The 22,672-nt window shown below is 74.8% G+C and carries 16 protein-coding genes; 6 read left to right on the top strand and 10 right to left on the bottom strand.

Going from position 1 to position 22,672, the window contains the following annotated elements; translation table 11 throughout:
• Window positions 1-67: 67 nt before the first annotated feature.
• From wecC to IEV86_RS12540, 4 genes are all read right to left on the bottom strand, one after another.
• Window positions 68-1,324 (bottom strand): UDP-N-acetyl-D-mannosamine dehydrogenase, encoded by a 1,257-nt coding sequence (gene wecC, locus IEV86_RS12555; RefSeq protein ID WP_043604743.1) that lies wholly within the window; start codon window positions 1,322-1,324, stop codon window positions 68-70.
• Window positions 1,325-1,342: 18 nt separating this feature from the next.
• A complete protein-coding gene (locus tag IEV86_RS12550; RefSeq protein ID WP_229734637.1) occupies window positions 1,343-3,250 on the bottom strand; it encodes a glycosyltransferase family protein in 1,908 nt (635 codons plus the stop codon).
• Window positions 3,247-4,383, bottom strand: a complete 1,137-nt coding sequence (locus IEV86_RS12545) for an LCP family protein (RefSeq protein ID WP_229734636.1) — start codon at window positions 4,381-4,383, stop codon at window positions 3,247-3,249. Before IEV86_RS12545 ends, IEV86_RS12550 begins: the two co-directional genes overlap by 4 nt.
• 93 nt (window positions 4,384-4,476) lie before the next feature.
• Complete coding sequence (locus IEV86_RS12540) at window positions 4,477-5,523, bottom strand: LCP family protein (RefSeq protein WP_161784028.1); 1,047 nt, start codon at window positions 5,521-5,523, stop codon at window positions 4,477-4,479.
• A 42-nt stretch (window positions 5,524-5,565) separates the two neighbouring features.
• On the opposite strand from IEV86_RS12540, the gene IEV86_RS12535 reads away from it, so the two are divergent.
• Window positions 5,566-6,135: an arsenate reductase/protein-tyrosine-phosphatase family protein gene (locus IEV86_RS12535; RefSeq protein ID WP_043604735.1), complete on the top strand. Its 570-nt coding sequence runs from the start codon at window positions 5,566-5,568 to the stop codon at window positions 6,133-6,135.
• A 54-nt stretch (window positions 6,136-6,189) separates the two neighbouring features.
• Here the strand turns inward: IEV86_RS12535 and IEV86_RS12530 are convergent, their stop codons facing one another.
• On the bottom strand, window positions 6,190-7,287 hold the full coding sequence (locus IEV86_RS12530; RefSeq protein WP_229734635.1) for an LCP family protein: 1,098 nt from the start codon (window positions 7,285-7,287) through the stop codon (window positions 6,190-6,192).
• Between the two features lie 405 nt (window positions 7,288-7,692).
• Here IEV86_RS12530 and IEV86_RS12525 point away from each other — a divergent pair, with 405 nt between their 5' ends.
• From IEV86_RS12525 to IEV86_RS18130, 3 genes are all read left to right on the top strand, one after another.
• On the top strand, window positions 7,693-8,562 hold the full coding sequence (locus IEV86_RS12525; RefSeq protein WP_043604729.1) for a hypothetical protein: 870 nt from the start codon (window positions 7,693-7,695) through the stop codon (window positions 8,560-8,562).
• An 85-nt stretch (window positions 8,563-8,647) separates the two neighbouring features.
• On the top strand, window positions 8,648-8,842 hold the full coding sequence (locus IEV86_RS12520) for a hypothetical protein (protein WP_043604726.1): 195 nt from the start codon (window positions 8,648-8,650) through the stop codon (window positions 8,840-8,842).
• 201 nt (window positions 8,843-9,043) lie between these two features.
• On the top strand, window positions 9,044-10,669 hold the full coding sequence (locus IEV86_RS18130) for a diguanylate cyclase (RefSeq protein WP_043604723.1): 1,626 nt from the start codon (window positions 9,044-9,046) through the stop codon (window positions 10,667-10,669).
• 54 nt (window positions 10,670-10,723) lie between these two features.
• Here IEV86_RS18130 and IEV86_RS12510 read toward each other — a convergent pair whose 3' ends face one another.
• Window positions 10,724-12,811, bottom strand: a complete 2,088-nt coding sequence (locus IEV86_RS12510) for a putative bifunctional diguanylate cyclase/phosphodiesterase (RefSeq protein WP_052426057.1) — start codon at window positions 12,809-12,811, stop codon at window positions 10,724-10,726.
• A 299-nt stretch (window positions 12,812-13,110) separates the two neighbouring features.
• Here IEV86_RS12510 and IEV86_RS12505 point away from each other — a divergent pair, with 299 nt between their 5' ends.
• A complete protein-coding gene (locus IEV86_RS12505) occupies window positions 13,111-13,446 on the top strand; it encodes a hypothetical protein (protein WP_043604720.1) in 336 nt (111 codons plus the stop codon).
• A gap of 51 nt (window positions 13,447-13,497) precedes the next feature.
• On the opposite strand, the gene IEV86_RS12500 is transcribed toward IEV86_RS12505, so the two are convergent.
• Window positions 13,498-13,650 carry a hypothetical protein gene (locus tag IEV86_RS12500; protein WP_161784027.1) on the bottom strand — a complete coding sequence of 51 codons (153 nt, stop codon included), beginning with the start codon at window positions 13,648-13,650 and terminating at the stop codon, window positions 13,498-13,500.
• 169 nt (window positions 13,651-13,819) lie between these two features.
• On the opposite strand from IEV86_RS12500, the gene IEV86_RS12495 reads away from it, so the two are divergent.
• Window positions 13,820-16,588 carry an ATP-binding protein gene (locus tag IEV86_RS12495; protein ID WP_043604716.1) on the top strand — a complete coding sequence of 923 codons (2,769 nt, stop codon included), beginning with the start codon at window positions 13,820-13,822 and terminating at the stop codon, window positions 16,586-16,588.
• Window positions 16,589-16,639: 51 nt separating this feature from the next.
• Here IEV86_RS12495 and IEV86_RS12490 read toward each other — a convergent pair whose 3' ends face one another.
• The 3 genes from IEV86_RS12490 to IEV86_RS12480 all read right to left on the bottom strand — a co-directional run bounded on the left by IEV86_RS12490 (window position 16,640) and on the right by IEV86_RS12480 (window position 22,067).
• Complete coding sequence (locus IEV86_RS12490) at window positions 16,640-18,298, bottom strand: phospholipase D-like domain-containing protein (RefSeq protein WP_229734634.1); 1,659 nt, start codon at window positions 18,296-18,298, stop codon at window positions 16,640-16,642.
• 127 nt (window positions 18,299-18,425) lie between these two features.
• A complete protein-coding gene (locus tag IEV86_RS12485; RefSeq protein ID WP_188484691.1) occupies window positions 18,426-20,225 on the bottom strand; it encodes a peptide chain release factor 3 in 1,800 nt (599 codons plus the stop codon).
• Between the two features lie 135 nt (window positions 20,226-20,360).
• Window positions 20,361-22,067, bottom strand: a complete 1,707-nt coding sequence (locus IEV86_RS12480) for a DUF222 domain-containing protein (RefSeq protein WP_043610454.1) — start codon at window positions 22,065-22,067, stop codon at window positions 20,361-20,363.
• Window positions 22,068-22,672: the final 605 nt, after the last annotated feature.

The raw sequence follows: 22,672 nt of genomic DNA, 5'->3' as shown, positions 1-22,672 counted from the left end.
GGAACATCGCTCGCGTCTCTCGTCGGTGTCCGGGTCCGGTCTGTCGTCAGCGCCTCGGCGCCCGCCGTCACCCGCGCCAGACGCCCCGCGTGTCGATGACGACCTTCTCGCGCAGCCGGAGCTTGCGGCGGTCGGCGTTCTTGAACACCGTGTGGTCGACGAGCAGCACGACGATGTCCGCGTCCTTCACCGCGCTGTCGAGGTCACGCAGCGTGACGTTCGGGACGTCGGCGAGCGACCGGGGCAGCTCCTCGACGTGCGGTTCCACCGCGTCGATGCGCACGTCCGGGAGCTCCTTGGCGAGCCGCTCGACGATGCGCAGCGCGGGCGACTCGCGCAGGTCGTCGATGTCGGGCTTGAAGGCGAGCCCGAGGGTCGCGATGCGCGGCGACCGGAACCGAGCCGCCTTCTCGAGAACGCGCTCGATGACGAGCCCCGGCTTCGCGTCGTTGACCTCGCGCGCGGTGCGGATGAGGCGCGCCTCCTCGGGTGCGGAGGACACGATGAACCACGGGTCGACGGCGATGCAGTGGCCGCCGACGCCGGGGCCGGGCTGCAGGATGTTGACGCGGGGGTGGCGGTTGGCCAGCTCGATCAGCTCCCACACGTCGACGCCGAGCTTGCCGCAGATGACGGACAGCTCGTTCGCGAACGCGATGTTGACGTCGCGGAACGAGTTCTCGACGAGCTTCGCCATCTCGGCCGTGACGGCGTCCGTGACGAGGATGTCCCCCTGGCAGAACGTCTCGTAGACCGCCTTGGCGCGCTGCGCCGCCTCCTTGGTGAGGCCCCCGACGATGCGGTCGTTGGTGACGAGCTCGATCATGACGCGGCCCGGGAGGACGCGCTCGGGGCAGTGCGCGACGTGGATCTGGTTGCGGCCGGCCTCACCCCCGACGCGCAGGTCGGGGCGCGCGGCCAGGATCCGGTCCGCCATGTGCTGCGTCGCTCCAGGGGGCGACGTCGACTCGAGGATGATGAGCTCGCCGCCCTGGAGCTGCGGCGCGATGCCGTCCGCGGCGGCGTCGATGTAAGACAGGTCCGCGCTGTAGTCCTCCGCGAACGGCGTCGGCACGGCGACGATGAAGACGTCGGCGGGCGGCGTCTCCGTGGTCGCCTTGAGGCGGCCCTGCGTCACGGCGCCGGAAACGGCCACCGAGAGGTCGGGCTCGACGAACGGGACCTCTCCACGGTTGACCGCCTCGACCGTCGCGGTGTTGACGTCGACCCCGATGACCTGCGCGCCGTGGGTCGCGAGGACCGCGGCCGTGGGCAGGCCGATGTACCCGAGACCGATGACGGCGATCGTCGTCGTGTCGTCCATGCTGGTGCTCTCCCCTAGCTAGAAGATGACGTGCCTTGTGCCGTCACCGAACATCGTTACCTGACCCGTCGCGAGCAGCTCCGCGTCCGACGGCGTCCACGTGTGCGCCGTGCCGGAGCGCCGCACCTGGACGAAGTTGAAGCGGTCGGCCGAGTACACCCGGCCGCCGCGGTCGACCACGTCCCGCAGGAGCTGCGTGTCCTCCCCCAGCCCGACGGCGGCGAACGGCACGTCCCGCAGGACGTCCCGGCGCGCCACGATCGTCGGCCCCATGACGAGGTCCGTGAACCGGTGCTCCTTCTCCGCGAAGCGCAGGAGCAGGGTGTCACGCTCGACGAGGTGCATGTAGTGCGCCTGCTTGCCGACCACGTCGGCGCCGCTGTACGCGAGCGCGTGCACCTGGTCGGACAGGTAGAGCGGTCCGTAGACGTCGTCGTCGTCCATCTTCGCGAGGACGTCGCCCCCGGCCGCCCCGACGAGCAGGTTGAGGCACTCCCCGAGGGTCAGCGTGGCGTCACCCCGCAGGAGCGTGAGCGACCCGACGCCCGCGTCCCGCGCCCGGGCCCGCACGTCCGCCTCGTCGACGTCGAAGCCGTGCGCGAGCAGCACGAGCTCGACGTCGAGCCCCTCCTGCGCGCCGACGGCCGCCAGGACGTGGTCGAGCTGGTGCGGCCGGTTGGTGGGGACGAGCGCCGAGACCGACGGGCGACGGCTCGTGCGCGGCGCGTCGAGCCCGACCCGGTCGAGCACGTCGTCGACGCGGTGGCCGTACGTGTGCGCGTCCCAGATGCGGCGCTGCGCGCGGTGCACGAGGCGGTCGCGCAGCTCGGGGCTGCGAACGAGGGCCCGCAGCGTGTGCTCGGCGTCGTCGGCGCTGTCGACCTGGGGCACCTCGCCGTCGGGGAAGACGACGTCGATCGCGGGGCTCGGCGTGCTCACGACGGGCGTGCCGGACGCGGTGATCTCGACGATCCGCCGCGCGCACATCGTCGGAGAGCCGACGACGGTGTTGACGTTGAGGAAGACCTTGTACGCCTTGTAGGCGGTCAGCATGCGCGGGTAGTCGAGCGAGCCGACGACGTGCGCGTCGTACGGCGCAGGGAACTGGTACCGCTCGTCGCCGCCGAGCTGCCGCGAGAAGATCTCGAGCCCGTGCTCGGTGCGGGCGCCCGCCCGGATCGCGCCGTCGAGGAGCGTCACGAGCTGGCGGCGGCGGTCCTCGTGGCGGTGCGCGAACCACATGCCCGCGAAGGCGATGTCGCGCTCGGCGTGGCCCGCACCGGGCCGCACGGGGTTGTGCAGCGCCGGCTGCGCGGCGAACGCCATGACGCCGACCCGGTCGTGGCCGAGCTCCTCGACGTACGCGGGGACGCGCGTCACGTCGGTCGTCAGGACGTGGTCGAACAGGCGCGCCGTCGGCAGGAAGTCCGCGAAGTGCGCGGGGTCCTCCTTGTTCCAGAACACCGTCGGCACGCCGTGGTCGCGGCACCACTGCACCATCTCGACGAGCGCGGGCCGCGGCGCCGTCGGACCCGTGAGGTGGTAGCGCCACGCGCCGCCGTTGCCCGCCCACGCCGACTCGACGAACAGCAGGTCGGGCGCGCGCTCCTCGAACGACGCACGCCACGACGACGGGAGCACCTCGCGCTGGTCCCACTCGAACCGCAGCGCGAGACGCGAGAAGTCGTCGAGGACGACGGCGACGCGCAGGCCGGGCCGAGCCGGCTCCCGCGTGAGCGGGACGGTCGGCTCGAACGTGAGGCGCCCGTCGCGGCCGGTCCGGGCGTGGAGCGCTCCCGTGTGCGGGACCGCGCGCCGACGACGACGCCACGTGCGCAGCTGGCTCACACCACCCGTGCGCAGGTGCCACGCGGCACGACGCACGTCGGCCACCGTGAGGCGGCCCGCACGCGAGGGTCGGCTCACGGCGCGACCGCGGGCAGCGTGTCGACGACGTCGGGGTTGGCCGCGAGGTACTCGTCGACCGTGTCGGCGGCGACCGCCGCCATGAGCTCGTCGAAGGCGGGCTGCGCGAGGACGACGATGCTCTGCCCGTCGTCGCTCGTGCCGGTGCCCTGGATCGGCACGGTGAAGAACCCGATGTCGGTCGAGCCGAGGTCGCGGACGCGCGCGAGGACGTCGTTGCGCACGGCGGTCGTGAAGCCGTCGTCGAGCGCGACCGACTGCGTGACGGCGTCGAGGAACGGGTAGGACTCGGCGGGGTTCTGGAGGGTCTGCTCGTTGCGCATGCGGGCGAAGATCGCGCGGACCCACGCCTGCTGCCGCTGGACGCGGTCGAAGTCGCCGCGCGCCAGGTTCTTGCGCTGGCGGACGTAGGTGAGCGCCTGCTCGCCCGTGAGGAGCCGCTGCTCGCCGGCGGGCACGAGCACCTCGCCGTTGTGCACGAGGTCCTCGGCGAGCGTCATGCGCACGCCGCCGAGCACGTCGGTGATGCGCTCGAACGACTCGAAGTCGGTGACGGCGACGTGGTCGATCCGCACGCCCGTGAGCTGCTCGACGGTCTGGATCATCAGCGAGGGGCCGCCGTAGGAGAACGCAGCGTTGATCTTCGCCTGTCCGTGCCCCGGGATGTCGACCCACGAGTCGCGCGGGATCGACATGACGTACGCGCCGTCGTGGTCGGCAGGCAGGTGCACGAGCATGATCGCGTCGGTGCGCTGCGCCCCGGCCTCCCACTGCGACGGGTCGCCGGCGGAGATCCGGCTGTCCGAGCCGAGCACGAGGATGTTCATCGGCCCCTCGCTCGGCTCCGCCTCGGCCACCTCGGGCGTGGGCCTGCCCTCGAGCCCCGCGAACGGGTCGCCGAGGCGCTCGACGTTGCTGTCGAGCCGGGACTGGAGCACCTGGACCGCGGCGACGCCGCCGACCCCCAGCAGGGCCACCACGATCGCAACCACGACGAGGACGCGTCGACCGCGCCCGCTGCTCCGACCACGCACGCGGCGCAGGGTGCCCGAGATGTCCGACCCGTCCCGTCGGCCGTCCGTCCCGACCCCTGCGAGGAGGTCGTCCGCTCGCCCCTGCCCGTGCTCTGACACGCGGACCAGGGTAACCAGGCCGCCGGGTCGACCCGGCGAGGGAGGTCCCGGGTGAGACCCCGAGTCCCGTCGGCCGGGGCGGGTCTCCGCCCGTCAGGGCGTGTAGTCGGTCCCGTACGCCGCGACGTAGCGCGCCACGTCGTCGTCCCGCAGCGCCGCGCCCAGCTCGGCGGTGCGCGGCCCGTCGACGAGGTTGACCGACGCGCCGCCGATGTTCCCGAAGCCCGTGATGGGCACCTGGAGGCTCACGACGTCCGCCGCGTCGAGCGCGCCCACCATCGGCGCGAGCGCGAGCATGTCCTCGAGCGAGACGTCGCCGGTGATCTTCACGTTGCGGTGCAGCATCGTGACGAGCTCGACGAAGCCCTGCGGCTCCTGCGCGCGCTGCTTGACGCGCTCCATGATCCCGACGAGCGCGGCGCGCTGACGCTCGGCGCGGTCGAGGTCCCCCAGGGGCAGTCCCTTGCGCTGCCGCACGTAGATGAGGCCGTCGGTGTTCTCGAGCCGGATGCGGCCCTGCGGGAACTCGACGACCCGGCCGGTGCTGTTCACCGTGACGGTGCTCGCGTGGCGGTTCTCGACCTCGAACCCGTCGAGCGCACGCGTGAGCGCGATGAAGCCCGCGAAGTTGGTCTGGACCGTCACGTCGATCTCGACGCCACCGAGCAGCTGCGACACCGTCGCGGCGAGCGTCTCGGTCCCGCCGCGCGAGAACGCCGAGTTGATCTTCCCCTCCCCGACGCCCGGGATGGGCACCCACATGTCGCGCGTCAAGGACACGAGCGTCACGGAGGCGCGGTCGGCGGGCAGGTGCACGAGCATGATCGTGTCGGCGTTGCCCGTGAGGTCGGCCGGGTCCCGCGAGTCCGTCCCGACGAGCAGGATGTCGACGGGGCCCTCGCCGAACGGGTCCACCGCCTCCGGCGTCGGGGTGGGGGTCGGCGTCGGGGTGGGGGTCGCGGTGCGCGTCGGCGCCGGGCTCGTCGTCGGCGCCGGCTCGGGCGCCCGCGGCGACGTGCACCCGGCGAGCGCGGTCGCGGCCGCGACCAGCGCGACGCCCCAGCGGACCGCGGATAGCCTCGTCCCCGCCCGCCTGCGTGCCGGGCGGGTCGTCGCTGCGTCGTCGGTTCGCGGTGTCACGGGTCGAGGCTAGACGTCCGGCGGAGGGAGAGGCAGGCGCTCATGGCGGACGGGACCTTCCGCGTCCTCGCGGTGTGCACGGGGAACATCTGCCGCTCCCCCGCGGTCGAGCGCCTCCTCGCGCACCGCCTCGGCGCCGGGTCCTCGGGCGTGCAGGTCGCCAGCGCCGGGGTCGGGGCCGTCGTCGGGTCCGCGATCGCGCCCGGCATGACACCGCACCTGACGCGGCTGGGCGTCCAGACGGACGGCTTCGCGGCGCGTCAGGTGGCCGAGCGCGACCTCGGGTCGGCGGACCTGGTCCTCACGATGACGCGCGCGCACCGGACGCGGGTCGTCGAGCTCCTCCCCGGCGCGGTCCGGCGCACGTTCACGCTGCGCGAGCTCGCGCGGATCGTCGCGGACCTGGACCCCGCGCTGCTGCCCGACGGCACCCCGGCCGAGCGGCTCGCGGCGATCGTCCCGCTCGCCGCGGCGCGCCGCCGCCCGCCGGCCGCACCCGCCGACGACGACGTCGTGGACCCCTGGGGCGGCGACGAGCGCCTCTACGCGCGCGCCTTCGCCGAGCTCGCGCCCGCGGTCGACGTCATCGCGGACGCGGCCCTCGGCCGCTGAGCCCGTACTCGGGCCGGGACGCCATCGCCGACTCGGGCCTCCACCGTCAGCGACTCAGGGCGCCTGGGCGGGGAGCCGGTCCACCTCGTCGGGGTTCCGCGCGAGGTACTCGTCGACGCGGTCCTCGCGCACGGCGGTCATCAAGGCGTCGAACTGGGGACGGTCGAGGACCACGATGCTCTGCCCGTCGGCGCTGGTCCCCGTCCCGTCGAGCGGCACCGTGAAGAAGTGCAGGTCCGCACCCGAGACGTCGCGCACGCGCATGAGCAGCTCGATCATGCGGTTGCGGTCCAGGCCCGGGTCGACGGCGACCGCGTTGGTCACGGCGTCGAGCAGCGGGTACCACCGGGTCGGGTCGGCGAGCGTCCCGCTGTCCCGCGCCTGCTGGACCATCGCCCGGATCCACGCCTGGTGCCGCTGGACGCGGTCGAAGTCGCCACGGGCGAGGTTCTTGCGCTGGCGCACCCACACGAGCGCCTGCTCGCCCGTGAGGCGCTGCTCGCCGGCGGACGCGATGAGCTCGCCGCGCTGCACGAGGTCGTCCTGCAGGTCGATCCGCACGCCGCCCAGAGCGTCGGTGATCGCGACGAACGACTCGAAGTCGGCCATCGCGAAGTGGTCGACACGCACACCGGTGAGCGCCTCGACGGTCTGGAGCAGCAGCGTCGGCCCGCCGAGCGAGAACGCCGCGTTGAGCTTGGCCTGCCCGTGGCCAGGGATGTCGACCCACGAGTCGCGCGGGAGGGACATGACGTAACCCGCGCCTCCGTCGGCGGGCAGGTGGACCAGCATCATGACGTCGGTGCGCTGCGCACCCGCCTCCCACTGCGACGGGTCGCCCGCGGAGACCCGGCTGTCCGAGCCCAGCACGAGGATGTTGACCGGCGTGCCGGGCGTGCCCTCCGCGGCGTCCTCGTCCGGGGTGGGTACGGCCGGCCGCGTCGGGAGGGCCTCGAAGGGGTCCTCGATGCGCTCGACGTTCGCATCGAGCCGGGCGGCGAGCACCGCGGCCCCGCCGACGACGAGGACCGCGAGCGCGACGAGGCTGCCGAGCACCGCGAGGAGGACCTTCCGCTCGCGCAGGCGGCGGCGGGGCCGCTCGCCGTCGCCGGGAACCGGGTCCAGGCCGAGGTCGTCGCGCAGGTCGCTCACGGCGCGAGGGTAGACCCGGGGGCCGTCGCACAGGGGCACCTCGGCAGAGGTCGGGGACGTCTCCCCGGGACCTTCACGAGGCCCACCCAGGGATGTCACCCGTTCGCCCGTCCCAGCGGACTGCACACCGAGTCTCAACGTCCATTACTCTGGTCCAGGCCGGACGGCCGAGCGCTCGACGTCCGTCCCTGGTGCGCAGGGGCCACCAGGGACACGTCGGCGGACTCGCAGGCCGGCTCCGTGTCTCCCGGGTGGACCACCGAGGTGGCTGCGCCCCGTCGGCGACGTCGCGCCACCGCACCGATCGCCCACCGCAGTGCACCCCGCACCGACCTCCCGGCACCCCTCGACGCGTCGCTGCGCGTAGGCTCGAACGCGTCACCCAGTCGAGGGAATGAGGCGCCGATGAGCGAGTGGACACCCCTGGCGCCCGAGGACCTCCCCGCCTCGCGGGGCCGCCTCCCAGCCGCCGAGGTGCGTCGCCGGATGATCCAGCAGGGTCACCACGTCATCCGCGAGCGCGGGCTCACGGTCGGCCTGGACGACATCCGCATGGAGGACCTCATCGCGGCCGCCCAGGTCCCCCGCTCGTCGGTGTGGCGCCTGTGGACGTCGAAGGCCGAGTACAGCGCGGAGCTCATCAGCACCGCGGTCGACCCGGACGGGGCGGACCTGCGTCGTACGAGCTTCGACCCGACGTCGCGTGACGTGGCCATGGAGATGCTCGGCACCTTCGAGGGGCGCCTCGGGACGCCCGAGGAGCGCCGGACCGCCCTGTGCGAGCTCACGCGCGTCCTCACGCAGCGCAACGTCGAGCGCCTGATCGCCTCACCTGCCTGGCGCACCTACAGCGCGCTCCTCGCGACGGCCCCCGCCGTGACGCCGACCGAGGCCCGTGCCCGCCTCGTCGGTCGGCTCGAGGAGGCCGAGGCGCAGTACCACGACGCGATGACGACGTTCTACGAGACCGTGTTCCCACGCCTGGGCCTGCGGCTGCGCCGACCCGAGTACACCTACCGGCACCTCGCGATCGCCGGAGCCGGCGTCGTCGAGGGCCTCGCGCTGCGGGGTGTGCTCGCGTCCCTCACCGCGCCCGAGGGGGCCGACACCACGGGCGACGGCCAGCCCGACTCCGCGGTCGCGCACCCGCTGGCCGTCACGCTCGCGGAGCAGCTCCCGGGGCCGAGCGAGGGCGAGTGGGGACTCGTCGCGCTCGCCGTCATGGGCGTCGTCGACGCGTTCGTCGAACCGGACCCGGACGGCCCGCGCGACTGACACGGACGACGGCGCCGCTTGCTCCGTGCGGGTGAAATCCGCCGCTCGGGGTGCGGAAGGTCCCTTGCGGTCGAAGACTCACGTCATGGACGAGCTGCGGGTGTACGTGACCAGCGCCGACATCCAGGCCGCCCGGCAGGCCTGGGAAGCCGCCCGCGCGAGCGACGCCCCCGCCGCGACCGTGGACATGCTCCGCCGTGACATGGAGCAGCTGTGGCGCCTGCAGGCGCACCAGTTCCGCGAGGAGTTCCGCAGCACGCACGGCCGCACAGAGGTCTGACCGCCCGCTCCCCCGCGACCTCGACGCGCCCCGAGACGACGCCGGCGACCCGTGACGACCACCGCACCGCGACCCCCGCACGCCGAGCACCACGTGCGCGCCGTTCATCCTTCCGCAACGATTCACCCTGGGGGTCCTCGCGGGGACGCCGGGCGACGGCGGCAGGATCGGCCGACACACGACCGACGGGAGGGGTGCGCAGTGCCCAGCACCGACCTCGTCCTCGTCGGGGAGTTCGGACCGTACGACGAGCTGTCCGACATCGCGCACCAGCAGTACGTCGACGGGTACGCGGCACGCGGTGTCGCGATGTGCCGCCGGTGGCAGCGCCTCACGCGCGCGGCCGGTGACATGACCACGTACCGGTTCCTCCTCTACACCGAGTCGATCTGCCTGCAGGACCTCGGCCGTCACGAGGAGGCCGTCGCCGTCGCGCGACGGCTGCTGGGGGTCACGGACCAGGCGGACGCGGTGTGGCGCGCGAAGGCGCTCGCGATGGTCGCCGAGGCCAGCACCCGGCAGGGCAACCACGCCCGCGCGATGGGCGCGCTCGCCGAGGCCGACTGGGCGATGCACACCATCCCGCCGGGCACGTACGGCCACCTCTCGGCGAGCATGGCGGTCGCGCTCGCCCTGCGCTCGGTCAACCTCTACGAGAACGCCGACGAGCGTCTGCGAGCGCTGCAGTTCGCGGCGGACCCGGTCGTGCGCCTCCTCGTGGTCCACGAGCTCGCGGAGCTGAGCGCCGCGTGGGCCGTGAGCCTCACGCTCGTCGGCGACGACGCGGCGGCCGCGGGCCACTACCGGCGGCTCGCGGGCCGTGCGCTCAACATGCAGCGCTGCGCCCGCGCGGCGGACAGCCCCGCGATGATGGCGCGCGGCGAGGTCTTCGAGGCGTTCGCCCTGATGCACCTCGGGCAGCTCGACCTCGCGACGGCGCGCGTGCGCGCGACGACCAACCGCTTCGACAACCGGCCCGAGCTGCTCGAGACGCAGCTCGCGCGGCTCGTGCTCGCACGCGCCGCGACGGAGGCGGGTGCCTACGAGGGTGCGCGCGTCCTGCTCGAGCTGTCGATCCGCGACGCGCAGTCGAACGGGCGCGACACCTGGCTCGCGACGGCGCTCGAGGCGCTCGCCGACGTCGACGTCGCCGAGCACGGCCGCACCCCAGCGGCGGGGATCTGGAAGGCCGTCGCGCGGGGCGCGCTCGCGCGGCTGTGGGCCGAGCGCGAGGGCCGGTTCTCCGCCCTGCAGGACCGCGACCACATCCGCCGCCTCACCGCCGAGACGGACCGGATGGGCCGGGTCGCCCTCCAGGACCCGCTCACGGGGCTCGGCAACCGCCGCCTGCTCGTCTCGACCCTCGAGTCGGCGACCCGGCCCATGTCCGTCGTCTTCATCGACGTCGACGACTTCAAGTCGATCAACGACCTGCACTCGCACGCCGTCGGGGACGAGGTCCTGCGCCGCATCGGCCAGATCCTGCGGGCGCAGTGCCGCACCGAGGACGTGATCGTCCGGTACGGCGGCGACGAGTTCATCATCCTCACCTCGAGCGACACCGAGCGAGCGCGGACGGTCGCTGAGCGCGTCCACGAGGCGATCCGGTCCGCGGGGTGGCGCGACGTCTCCCCGGGCCTCGCCGTGACCGTGTCCGTGGGCGTCGGCCAGCCGGACGGCGGCGACGAGAGCCCGCTCGTCGCCGCGGACATCGCGCTGCTCGCCGCCAAGCGCGCAGGTCGTGACCGCGTCGCCGGCGCGACCGCGCCCCCTGCCCCTCGCGACGCCGACGACGACTGGGACGAGCTGCGCGAACGCGGCGCGTGAGGCGGACGGCCGCCCGCTCCCCCGCGGCCGGCACCGACGTGGGGACCCTGCCACTCAGGCCGAGCGGGGCGCCGTCCGCGGGACGCGCATGAGCAGCGTGCCGAGCTCGGCCCCGGTCATGGGCCGGCCGATGTGGAAGCCCTGCGCGCGGCCGCAGCCGAGGCGCTGGAGCGCCGCGAGCTGACCCGCCGTCTCGACCCCCTCGCCGACGACGCCGAGGCCCAGCGTGCGCGCGAGGCCGATGACCGCCTCGACGATCGCGGTGTCCTCACCCGGCCGGTCGAGCCCGTTGACGAACGACCGGTCGATCTTGACGACGCTCACCGGGAACCGCTTGAGGTACGACAGCGACGCGTAGCCCGTGCCGAAGTCGTCGATCGCGAGGCGGGGACCCGCGTCGGTCACGCGCGCGAGCTCACGTGCGGCGTCGTCGCCGGCGTCGAGGAGGACGTGCTCGGTGATCTCGAGGAGCAGGTGCGACGGGTCGGCGCCCGAGACGCGCGTCGCGTCGGCGACCTGGTCGGCCAGCGCGAGGTGGCTGACCTGCCGGGTGGACACGTTGACGGTCACCTGCATGTCCGGGGCGACCTCGACCCAGCGCGCGAGCCACCGGCACGCCTCCTCGAGCACCCACCGGCCGATCGGCACGATGAGGTCGCTGCCCTCGGCGACGCCGATGAAGCTCTCGGGGCCGAGCAGACCGCGGGTGGGGTGCTCGAGGCGCAGCAGGGCCTCCGCCGAGACGATGCGACCGTCGGTCGTGTCCACGATCGGCTGGAAGAGCAGCCGGAACCCGTCGTGAGCGAGCGCCCGCCGCAGCGACTCCTCGACGTCCAGCCGCTCGAGCGCGAGGCGGTGCATCGGCTCGTCGTACAGCGCCCAGCGGCGCGGGCCGCCGCCCTTGGCGTGGTGCATCGCGAGGTCGGCCTCGCGCAGCAGGTCCTCGGGTTCCGTGCCCCCGCGCGTCGTCGTCACGCCGACCGAGCCCTGCACGACGAGCCGGAAGCCGCGCACCATGACCGGGCGCGCGAGGTCCTGCACGACCCGCTCGGCGACGCGCGTCGCCTCCGCGTCGTCGGCCACGCGCAGCGCGAGCACGAACTCGTCGCCCGCGAGCCGCGCGACCGTCGACGGCAGCGGCGCGAGCCGCGCGAGACGACCGGCGAGCTCGCGGATCACGTCGTCGCCCGCGGTGTGGCCGAGGGTGTCGTTGACGTCCTTGAACCGGTCCAGGTCGAGGAAGAGGACCGCCAGCACCGCACCGTCCCGCTCGGCCGCCTCGACCGCGGAGCCCAGGCGGTCCATGAGCAGGACCCGGTTGGCCAGGCCGGTCAGGGGGTCGTACAGCGCGCGGCGCGCGAGCTCGGCCTCGGCCCGGCGGCGGGCCGTGATGTCCTCGACGTGCTCGATCACGTACGCGGGGACGCCGTCGCGCGCGACCGCCGAGGCCGTGGCGCGCACCCAGGCCCAGCTCCCGTCGGCCCGGAGCAGGCGCTTCTCGTGCTGGTAGCCCTTGCGGCGCCCCGCCGCCATGTCGGCCGTCTCCAGCCGGACCGGGGCGACCTCGTCGGGGTGGAGGAAGTCGTAGCACGAGCGGCCCACGAGGTCCGCGGGGTCGGCGTCGACGATGTCGGCGAGCGCCTGGTTGACCTCGAGGACCGTGCCCTCCTGCCCGGGCTCGAGGCTCACGATGACCATGCCCACCGGTGCCCCGTCGAACGCCGAGCGGAACCGCAGCTCGCTGTGCTCGCGCTCGCGGTCGGCCGCGCGGTGCGCGGTGACGTCGCGCGCGCTGACGAGCAGCTCGTCGTCGGCGAGCGGCACGACGCGCAGGTCCGCGTACCGCCGTGCACGCGTCCCGGCGACGGGGACGGCGTCGAGGACGAACGCGCGTCCGTGCTCGACGGCGTCGACGTACCTGTCGAACTGCGCACCGACGCCCGGCCCGCCGTCCGGCGCGACCCAGAGGGTGCCCTCGGTCAGCCCGCGCCCCGCGGCGACCGCGTTGGCGTGGACGACGACGAACGCACCCACCGCGCCCCGGTCGTCCCGGACGGCCCGCACGACGACGACCGGGTCGACCAGGTTCTCGAGCGCTGCGTGGGCCCGCTCCTGGCGGCCCGGCGGCGGCGTGGACGTCACCACGGTCTCCGACGGGCCGGCATCACGGCCGACGACACGGCGGCCACGCTACGCCCCCGCGCCCACGCACGACGAGGCGCCGACGGAGCAGCAGCGCCGGGCGCGCCACGCCCCCACGCGCACGCACGACGAGGTGCCCGGTCGGCGGCAGCAGGGCTGCGGCCGATCGGGGGAACCGTCACGGAATCCCGGCGCACGACGTCCACGATTGCCCATCCTTGTTCACGTTCGTCCGAATCGTCGCGGTGAGCGGCCCCTCGCCGCGCCGCGACACGCACGACCGAGCAGATCGGAGCCCGATGAACCCGTCCGCAGCGCCGCAGACGCAGCCCGACCGGTCCCCCACCGCGTCGTTCCCGCACGACGTCGTCGGGGCGGTCGCACGTCCCTGGCTCCAGCTCGCCGACCGCCTGAGCCACGACATCTGGATGCGGGACGCACTGCTCCACACGGGCTACGCGCACGGGTTCCGCGCCGTCGCGGGCCTGGCCGGCATCGGTGCGGGCGACCTCGCGACGGCGGAGATCCGTGCGGCCGACCACGAGGGACGTGCGCGCACGTACGTCGAGCTGGTCGGCTGGCGGGAGTTCACCGACGTCGTGCGCCGTCTCGCCCCGGACCTCAGGCCGCTGTGACGCGGACCTCCGCGACGCCCGGAGCACCCGGCGTCGGGCGGGACGGGCGGCTCAGTGCCGCGGCTTGCTGAGACCGGTGTCGTAGTCGACGTCGTCGAGAGCGGCCGACGGGTCGTCGTCCGTGCGCACGGAGACGCCGTACACGGCACCGACGACGCGCAGGACCTGGTCGACGGGCTCGTCCGAGCTGAACGTGACCTGCATGGCGCACCTTCTTCCTGGGGGGCCGCGCGCTCGACGCGGTGCGGCCAGGCTAGGGCCCGGCCGTGCCGCTGACCAGCCCTTCCGGGGTGCCGGACCCGGAGTCCGAGCGGGCGCGACCCCTGTGCCCGGGGCCCCCGTGCGGTGTTCAATCGACCCACCGGAGGCCCCCATGCCCGACCAGCACGACCAGCACCGACCCGGACCGCTGCCCGAGGGCACGGTCACGATGCTCTTCAGCGACGTCGAGTCCTCGACCGCGCTCCTGGCGCGCCTGGGCTCGCGCTACGGCGACGTCGTCTCGACGCAGCGGCGCCTGCTGCGGGAGTCGTTCGCGCGCTGGGGCGGGCGCGAGCTCGGGACGGAGGGTGACAGCTTCTTCGTCGTCTTCACGTCCGCGACCCACGCGGTGGCCGCGGCGCGCGAGGCGCAGGAGGCCGTCGCCGCGGCCACGTGGCCCGACGGCGCCGTCGTGCGGGTGCGGATGGGCCTGCACACGGGTGAGCCGGTCCGCCACGAGGACGGGTACGTCGGCATGGACGTGCACCGCGCGGCCCGGGTCGCCGCGAGCGCCCACGGGGGGCAGGTCCTCCTGACGGAACCCGCCTACCGGATCGCCGTCGGCGCGCACGACGCGACCTCGGCCCTGCGTGACGTGACGTTCCGCGACCTCGGCACGCACCGGTTCAAGGACGTCCCGGAGCCCGAGCGCGTGCACCAGCTGTGCGTCCCCGGGCTCCCGGACCGGTTCCCGCCGCTGCGCAGCCTCGGCTCGGCGTCGGTCCTCCCCCGGCCGGACACGAGCCTCGTCGGGCGCGCCCGCGACGTCGCCGGGCTGACGGAGATCGTCACCGCCGGTGCGCGGCTGACGACGCTGACCGGGCCCGCGGGCACGGGCAAGACACGCCTCGCGCTGGCGGCCGCGGAGGCGCTCGACGGCCGGTTCGTCGACGGCGTCTACTTCGTCTCGCTCGCGCCCGTCACCACGGCCGACGTCATGTGGTCGGCGGTCGCCGACGCGCTGGGGACTCCCGGGGAGTCGAAGGCGCCACCGTCGTTCCTCGAGCACCTCGCCCCCCGGCAGGTGCTGCTCGTGCTCGACAACCTCGAGCAGCTGCCCGACGCCGCGACCGTCGTCCGGGCCCTGCTCGCGGCGTCACCGCGGACGCAGGTGGTCGCGACGTCGCGGCGCCCCCTGCACCTGTCGGGCGAGCACGAGGTGCCCGTCCGCCCCCTCGACGAGGACGCGGCGGTCGAGCTGTACGCGAGCCGCGCGCGGCTCGTCCGCCCGGGCTTCGCGGTCACGGCCGCGAACCGCCGCGACGTCCTGGAGATCTGCCGCCGGCTGGACCACCTGCCGCTCGCCGTCGAGGTGGTCGCCGCGCGCGCGAAGCTGCTCTCGCCGCGCGCCACGCTCGACCGGCTCGACCAGGTCCTCGAGCCCACGCGACCCCTCGTCGACGTGCCCGCGCGGCAGCAGACGCTGCGGGCCGCGCTCGACTGGAGCCACGAGCTGCTCCCGGAGCACCTGCGCCGCACGTTCCGCCGCCTCGGCGTGTGCGAGGGGGACGTCGACCTGCCGACCGTCGCCGCGGTGACGGGGACGGACGACCCGCTCGACGACGTCGCGGAGCTCGTCGACGCGTCGCTGCTCACGGTCGCCGACGGCGACGACGGCGAGCCGCGGGCACGCATGCTGCGGACCGTCGCCCGGTACGCCCGCCAGCGGCTCGACGAGGACGACGACGACGCCGACGGCGTGCGCGACCGCCATGCCGCGCACTTCCTCGCGCGGGCCGAGGACGCCGCCGGGCGCCTGCGCGGTCCCGACCACCTGCGTGCGCGCGACCGCCTCGAGCACGACCTCGACGACCTGCGCGCGGTGCTCGACCGGAGCCTCGGGTCCCACGGGGGCGTGCGGACGGGGGTGCCGGGCGGCGCTGCCGCTGCGGAGAGGTCGGCCGGAGCGACGCCCCTTCCCGTCAGCCCCGCTCCCACGAGCCTCGCTCCCACCAGCCCCGCGCCCGCGAGCCCGGACGAGCGGTTCGAGGTCGGTCTGCGGCTGTGCGCGACGCTCTCGTGGTTCTGGTACGCGAGCGGCTACCAGGCCGAGGGGCGCCGCCACCTCGAGGCGGCCGTGGCCGCCGTCGGCGACCACCGCACGGACGAGGCCATGACGGCGCTGCACGGCCTCGCCGTGATCGTGCTCCAGCAGGGTGAGGCCGAGCGCGCCCGGGACCTGCTGCGGATGTGCCTCGAGCACTGGCGCGGCTCCGCCCGGGACGGCGCACAGGACGGCGCACGGGCCGCCGTGTCGACCGAGCTCAACAGCCTCGCGCTCGCGCACCGCGCCCTCGGCGAGCCGGACACCGCGCGCGAGCTCCTGCACGAGGCCGTCGACGCGGCGCGCGCCGCGGGTGACGCGTCGCGCGAGGTCAACGCGGTGTCCAACCTCGCGATCCTCGCGACCGACGCGGGCCGGCACGAGGAGTCGATCCCCCTGCTGCGCAGGTGCCTCGAGCTCGACGAGTCGCTGGGTGACGCATGGGGCACCGCGGCCGACCACGTGAACCTCACCAACGCGCTGCTCCGCGCGGGTCGGGTCGACGAGGCGCATGCGCACCTGACGCGGCACGGCGCCGCGTGCGTCGAGGTCGAGGACGTCGAGATCACCGCCGACGTGCTCGGGCTCTTCGGCGTCGTCCACGCGCTGCGCGGCGAGGTCGACCTGGCAGCACGCGCGCTCGGCGCGGCGGGGCGCCTGCGCGAGCAGGCCGGCATCCCGCTGGCCGCCCCGGACGCCGCGTGGCTCGACGAGGCCGTCGGCCCCGCGCGCGACGCGTCGGACCCGGACCGCTGGTCGGCCGGCGTGGAGGACGGTGCGGGGCTCGGCGTCGAGGACGCGCTCCGCATGGTCGGCGTGGTGGCGACGAGCGGTTGACGAGGCGGGGGCTGCTCCCCGGGGGCACGTCCGACCTGCCCCCCCGGGCCCTCAGTGGTGCCCGCGGACCTTCATGCGGGGCGGGCGCCCGTCGGGGTCGACGACGGCGCGGTACGCCGGTGACGCGAGCACGCGCTGCCACGCCGTCGGCGTCTCGAGGAGGTGGCGGCGGAGGCGACCCGGCGGACGTGGGCCGACCTGCCCGCCGTCGTACCACGCGTCGAGCGCCGCGACGCTGCGCCGCAGGGTCGCGATCGCCTCGTCCGGGTCGACGAGGCCGTCGTCGTCGGTGAGGCCCAGGTGCTCGCGCCAGAGCTCGAGCCGCAGGTCGCGTGCGTAGACGCGCGCGCCGTCGCCGAGGCCGCCGGGGTCGCGGGGTTCGCGCGGGTCCAACGCCTCGTCGACGATCGCCGCGGTGAGCTCCGAGTCGTGCGTCCAGGACCGGCGGTTGAAGTTGTCGCTGCCGACGGTCGCCCAGGTGTCGTCGACCACGCACACCTTCGCGTGCACGTACACGGGGTCGCCGTGCTCGTTCTCGACGTCGAGCACGAGGACGCGGTCGCCACCCGCGCGCTGGACGATGTCGAGCGCCTGCGAGTGCCCGTGGCGGACGACCGGGATGCTGAACTCGGCGTCCTGGTCCGGGAAGCGGGGCACCACGGCGACGAGGTGGAGGCCCGGTTCGCGCTCGAGCGCGTCGGCGAAGACCTGCGCGACGTTGTCCGACCACAGGTACTGGTCCTCGAGGTACACGAGCCTGCGCGCGCGGCGCAGCGCCTTGGCGTACCCGCGCGCGGTCGAGCGCTCGCCGTGCGGCGCGAACGGGTAGCCGGGCCGCCGGTTGGGGTACGTGCGCAGGAGCTGGATCGCGCACGTGCCGGCCTCGGGCGGGTCGGGCAGTGCGGGCGGGAGCGGCTCGGCGCGTCGCTCGGGCGGGCCGACGTGGTGCGGGAGGAGCTGCCACGGGCGACGGGACAGCGCGGCCGGGTCGTGCCAGCGCTCGCGGAACGTCTCCTCGACGTCGCGCACGGCGGGGCCACGGACCTCGATCTGGACGTCGTGCCACGCCGGGCTGCCCCCGTACCACTTGGCGAAGGGCATCTTCTGCGGGTCGCCCGCGTGGTCGACGTCGTCGCGACGGCTGTGCGCGAGGTCGATCCCGCCGAGGAAGGCGACGTCGTCCTCGGGGCGGTCGGGGTGGCGGACGACGACGAACTTCTGGTGGTGGCTGCCGAACGGACGGACGCGCTGGTCGAGGAGCACCTCGGCACCCGCGGCGTTGAGGCCCCGCGCGAGGCGACGGTTCTGCTTGCGCGAGAACCGCATCCGGTCGAGCTGCGAGCGCCACATGAGCCCCCGGACGTCGACGCCTCGTCGCGCCGCGGCGGCGAAGAGGTCGAGGACCGTCGTGCCGTCGTCGCGGACCAGCTCGTCGGGGTCGCCGCGCCAGGCGGCGACGAGCACGAGGTCACCCGCCCGCGTGTCGTCCACGGCGTCGGCGAGCGCCGCGAAGTACGGCTTGCCGTGCGCGAGCGTGCGGACCGCGTTGCCCTGGCTCCACGGGCGCAGCCACGTCGCCGGGTTGCCGCGCTGCGACGCGCTCAGGAACCACGCGTGGTCCCGCTCCTCGCGGGTCGCGGTCGGGACGGCGAACTCGTCGCCCGCCGTGAGGCGCACCCCGTCCACGAGGGAGAGCGGGAACCTGGCCACCCCCCCACCGTGGCACAGCCGCGCCGTCCCCGCTGGGGAGCGGCCGCCACGACGGTCCGGTGTCCCTCGCGCGTGTGATGCGGGGTCGCCGCTCGGGGCCACGCCGGACCTGTCCTCGACTCGCCCGTCAGTCGGCGTCGGCGAGGAGCGGGGGCAGCTCGAGCTCGGGGCGCTCGCGCTGGAGGCCGCGCATGCGCCAGACGTCGCGGAAGAGCGCGAGGCGGACGCCGTCGGTCCGGTGCGCGAGCTCGACACCCGACGTCCCGGCGAGCAGCTCGGCGTCGCGGTCCGTGGCGAGCCGCGCGACGCCGTAGCCGAGCGGGACGGTCCGGATGGGCGCGCGGAACTCGTGCTCCATGCGGAACGAGGCGACCTCGAACTGCAGCGGACCGACGGCCGCGAGGATCGGCTCGCCGTCGCCGCGGGCCTCGGAGACCAGGACCTGCACCACGCCCTCCTGCTCGAGCTGCGCGATGCCCTTGCGGAACTGCTTGGAGCGGCCCGGGTCGGCGACGCGCGCGGAGAGGAAGTGCTCGGGTGCGAAGACCGGCATCGGCGGGAACCGCACCGCGGGGCCCTCGGGGTCGTACAACGTGTCGCCGACGCTCAGCGCGGTCGCGTTGACGAGTCCGACGATGTCGCCCGGGTAGGCCTCGTCGACGACCTCGCGGGACCGGCCGAACACCGACGACGCGTACTTGGTCGCGAACGCGCGTCCGGTCTGGGCGTGCGTGTAGACGCTCCCGCGGCGGAACACACCCGAGTTGACCCGCAGGAACGCGACGTGGTCGCGGTGGTTGGGGTCCATCCCGGCCTGCATCTTGAACACGACCCCGCTGAACGGCGCGTCGAGGGGCCGGACGTGCCCGGCGACGTCCTCGCGGGGGCCGGGTGCGGGCGCCAACGTGGCGACGACCTCGAGCAGCTGGCGGACCCCGATGTTGGTCAACGCGGCGCCGAAGAGCAGCGGCGAGGTGCGGCCCGCGCGGAACGACTCGGCGTCGAACTCCGGCAGCAGACCCATGCTGTCCACGGCGTCGGGCATCCGGTCCGGGAGTCGCTCGTGCGCCTGCTCGGTGGTCAGGTGCTCCTCCTCCGCGAGGAGGGCGCCTCCGGGTGCGCGGCGGTAGAGGGTGACCGTGTCGGGTGACCGCACGTCGAGGAGGCCCTGGAAGTCTCCGGCCTCGCCGACGGGCCAGGTGATCGGCGTCGGCTGGAGCTGGATGCGCGTCTCGAGCTCGTCGCAGAGCTCGAGGGCCGACCGACCCGGACGGTCCCACTTGTTGACGAAGGTGATGACCGGGATGCCACGGCGACGGCAGACCTCGAAGAGCTTCAGCGTCTGCGGCTCGAGACCCTTCGCGGCGTCGAGGAGCATCACCGCGGCGTCCACCGCCGTCAGGACGCGGTACGTGTCCTCCGAGAAGTCCGCGTGCCCCGGGGTGTCGAGCAGGTTGATGACGACGTGCTCGAACGTGAACTGCAGCGCCGCCGACGTGATCGAGATCCCGCGCTTCTGCTCCATCTCGAGCCAGTCCGAGACGACGCCCGCGCGGTTGCCCTTGCCGTGGACCGCACCCGCCTCCTGGATGGCCCGCGCGTGCAGGGCGAGCGCCTCGGTCAGCGTCGACTTGCCCGCGTCCGGGTGCGAGATGACGGCGATGCTCCGCCGCGGCCCGACGACGGCGGCCGTGGTGCCCGTCGGCGCGGGCGTGGCCCCTGCTCGGGCGGGGGCGGCTTCGGCGCGGGTGGTGTCGGCGGGAGGCGCGTCCGCGCGGGTGGTGTCGGCGGGAGGCGCGTCGGCGCGGGTGGTGTCGGCGGCAGCGGGCGCGGCCGGCGCGGCATCGGCGGGCGCCGCGGGCGCCTGGTCAGCGGGAGGCTCTGTGACCGCCGCCGTCGAGGCGCCGGTCGTCGGGACGGCGGTCATCGTTCTCCTGGGTGGGCGGCCTGCAACTCTATCGCGGGAGGCCTGGCGGCCGACGCCTGGCGGCCGACGCCCGGCGGCCGACGCCCGGCGGGGTCGACCCAACGTCCCGCGGACCACCTGGTAGCAGCCGCAGGGTCAGAACGGCGGCAGATCCGCTCGCGTCGGAGGGCCACCCGTGACATGCGCGCTGGAACCGTCGCCGCCTCCGGTCGCGTCCGTGCGGACACCCGAGGTCATGACGAAGCCCGTGTTGACGAGGCGCGGGCTGTCGCCGCGGTCGTCGGCGTCGACCAGGCGCGGCTTGTCGCGCCGGGGAAGGGGTTCCGGTTCCCAGGGGACCGGATGCGGGTCGCGGGTGTAGGTCGAGCCGGTCGGGCTGGTCCAGGTCGTGACACCCGTCGCCGGGTCGCGGCTCGGCGTCCACGCGCCGTGCGTCTTGAGCCGGTGGTGGTGGCGGCACAGCGCCGCGAGGTTGCCCGTCCTGGTCTGGCGTGCGGGGTCGGCGTCCGGGTCGAACGGGACGATGTGGTCGAGGTCGCAGCGGCTGGCGGGCACGGCGCAACCGGGGAAGGTGCACGTGACGTCCCGGTCGAGGACCGCTGCCGCGACGGCGGCGCTCGGACGGTAGGCCGAGGCCGATCGGTCGACGACCTGCCCCGTCGCCGGGTCCACCGCGAGGAACGTCCACGCGGCCTCCACGGCGATCCGCCTGGCGAGGGCGGCCGGGACGGGCCCGTAGCCGGCGAGCTCGGCGGGCGCCTCCGAGGCACCGCACAGCGCGGGCAGCGTCATGGTGACCTGCAGGTGCGGTCGCCGACGGTGGCGCGTGGGGAGCGCTGCACCGGCAAGGTCGGTCCCACGGTCGAGCACGGTGCGGGCGAGGTCGGTGAGGGCGTCGGCGCGGCGGGCGTCGACACCCCGGCCGTCCTCCGGCGCGGCCGCTGCGGCGAGGGCGTCGAGCGCGGTCATCAGCGCCGCCGCCCCGGGAGCCGGCAGGTAGGCGGTCACCCACGTCATCGAGTCGGGGGCAGGACGGAGCCAGACGGCCCGGTCCGCGGCGGCGAGCTCGTGGCGCGCGGTCGCAGCAGCAGGATCCAGCTCCTGCTCGGCCGCCCGTGCATCCGAGCGGACCTGCGGGACCGTGCGACCCGCAGCGCGCGGCAGGACACGCGCGTGGACGACGGCGGCCTGATCCGCTCGCAGGTGGGCCGTTGCCGCCAGCATCGCGTCGACCTTCGCGATGCTCACGCGGCCGCTCTCCGCCTCGGCCCGGACGTCCGGGTGGTCGGCGAGCGCCCATGCTCGGTCGACGAGCCGCTGAGCGGCCCGGCGCGTGACCGCGAGCTCGCACGCGACCTCGTCGGCGGCGAACGACTCCCGAGCGGGCCTGGGTGGCTCGCGGCGAGCGAGCTCGTGGATCGTGGCCGCCTGCTGGACCGCGACCCATGACGCGACCTTGTCCCACGCCGCGACGAGCGCGGCGAGGCGGGCGTCGTCCACCACCCCGAGGTCGACCGCCGCCAGCTCGTCCGCCTGGGCGCCCGACGGCTCGGCGGCGAGCAGCGCGTCGAGCGCCTCGGCGGGCAGGGGCGTCCGAGCAGCCGCCTTGACGGGGCGGGGCGTCCGACCAGCCGCCTCGGCGGGCAGGGGCGTCCGAGCAGCCGCCTCGGCGGGCAGGGGCGTCCGAGCAGCCTCCCCACCGCTCGGGTCCGCGCCGTCCGCGGCGACCGGTGACGCCGTCGGCGTGGTCGACCCGGACGCGGCCCTCGGTGACGCCGTCGGCGTGGCCGAGCCGGGCGCGCCGTCGGCGCGGCGGGAGCTCGCCCCCGGGGGCGAGGGCACACCTCCGCCAGACGCATCGGGAGAGCCGGGATCGAACACGTGTGCGAATCTAGCGACAGCCACCGACATCCGAGCCGGCGTCCGCCCCGGCTGTGGACAGCCGGCGGGCGTCATGAGAAGGACCTGATGACCCGAGGTCGTGCGGCCTACGGGGCTCCCGTGTGTCGGCAGATCCGCACCGACGAGTACCGTCACGACCCCACTCGGCCTCGTCGCGATGAGGTCCACCCCAGGAGGGCCTGAGGAGTCGTCGCCGCTGCCCCGCAGCCCAGGGAAGGTCGCACCTCGCCACGGGTGGCGGGCGGACCGGGTCGTGCGAGCCGTCGGGACACCGTCGCGACCCATCCAGCCCCGAGAACCGTCGAGGCCCCGCCCACCTGTGGTGGACGGGGCCGGACGCCCTGGGAAGGGCTGTGAGGGGATCGTCGCCGTTGCGCTCCCAGGGTGTGCGCTGCGGGCCGGCGGATCGAGGTCCGCGTCGCCGGTCAGGTCGGCGACGGGTCGTCCGGGTCCGTGCGAGCCCGGGGTCAGACGGTGACGGGCTGGCGGACCGCGGCGGCGGGGGCGTCGACGGCGAGCTTGCGCAGCGCGTACCCGACGGCGGC

It is taken from the genome of Cellulomonas carbonis (genome assembly GCF_014636275.1).
GTDB classification, from domain to species: domain Bacteria; phylum Actinomycetota; class Actinomycetes; order Actinomycetales; family Cellulomonadaceae; genus Actinotalea; species Actinotalea carbonis.
Note: the sequence above shows the minus strand (reverse complement) of the source record. Positions and strands in the feature narration are given on the sequence as shown.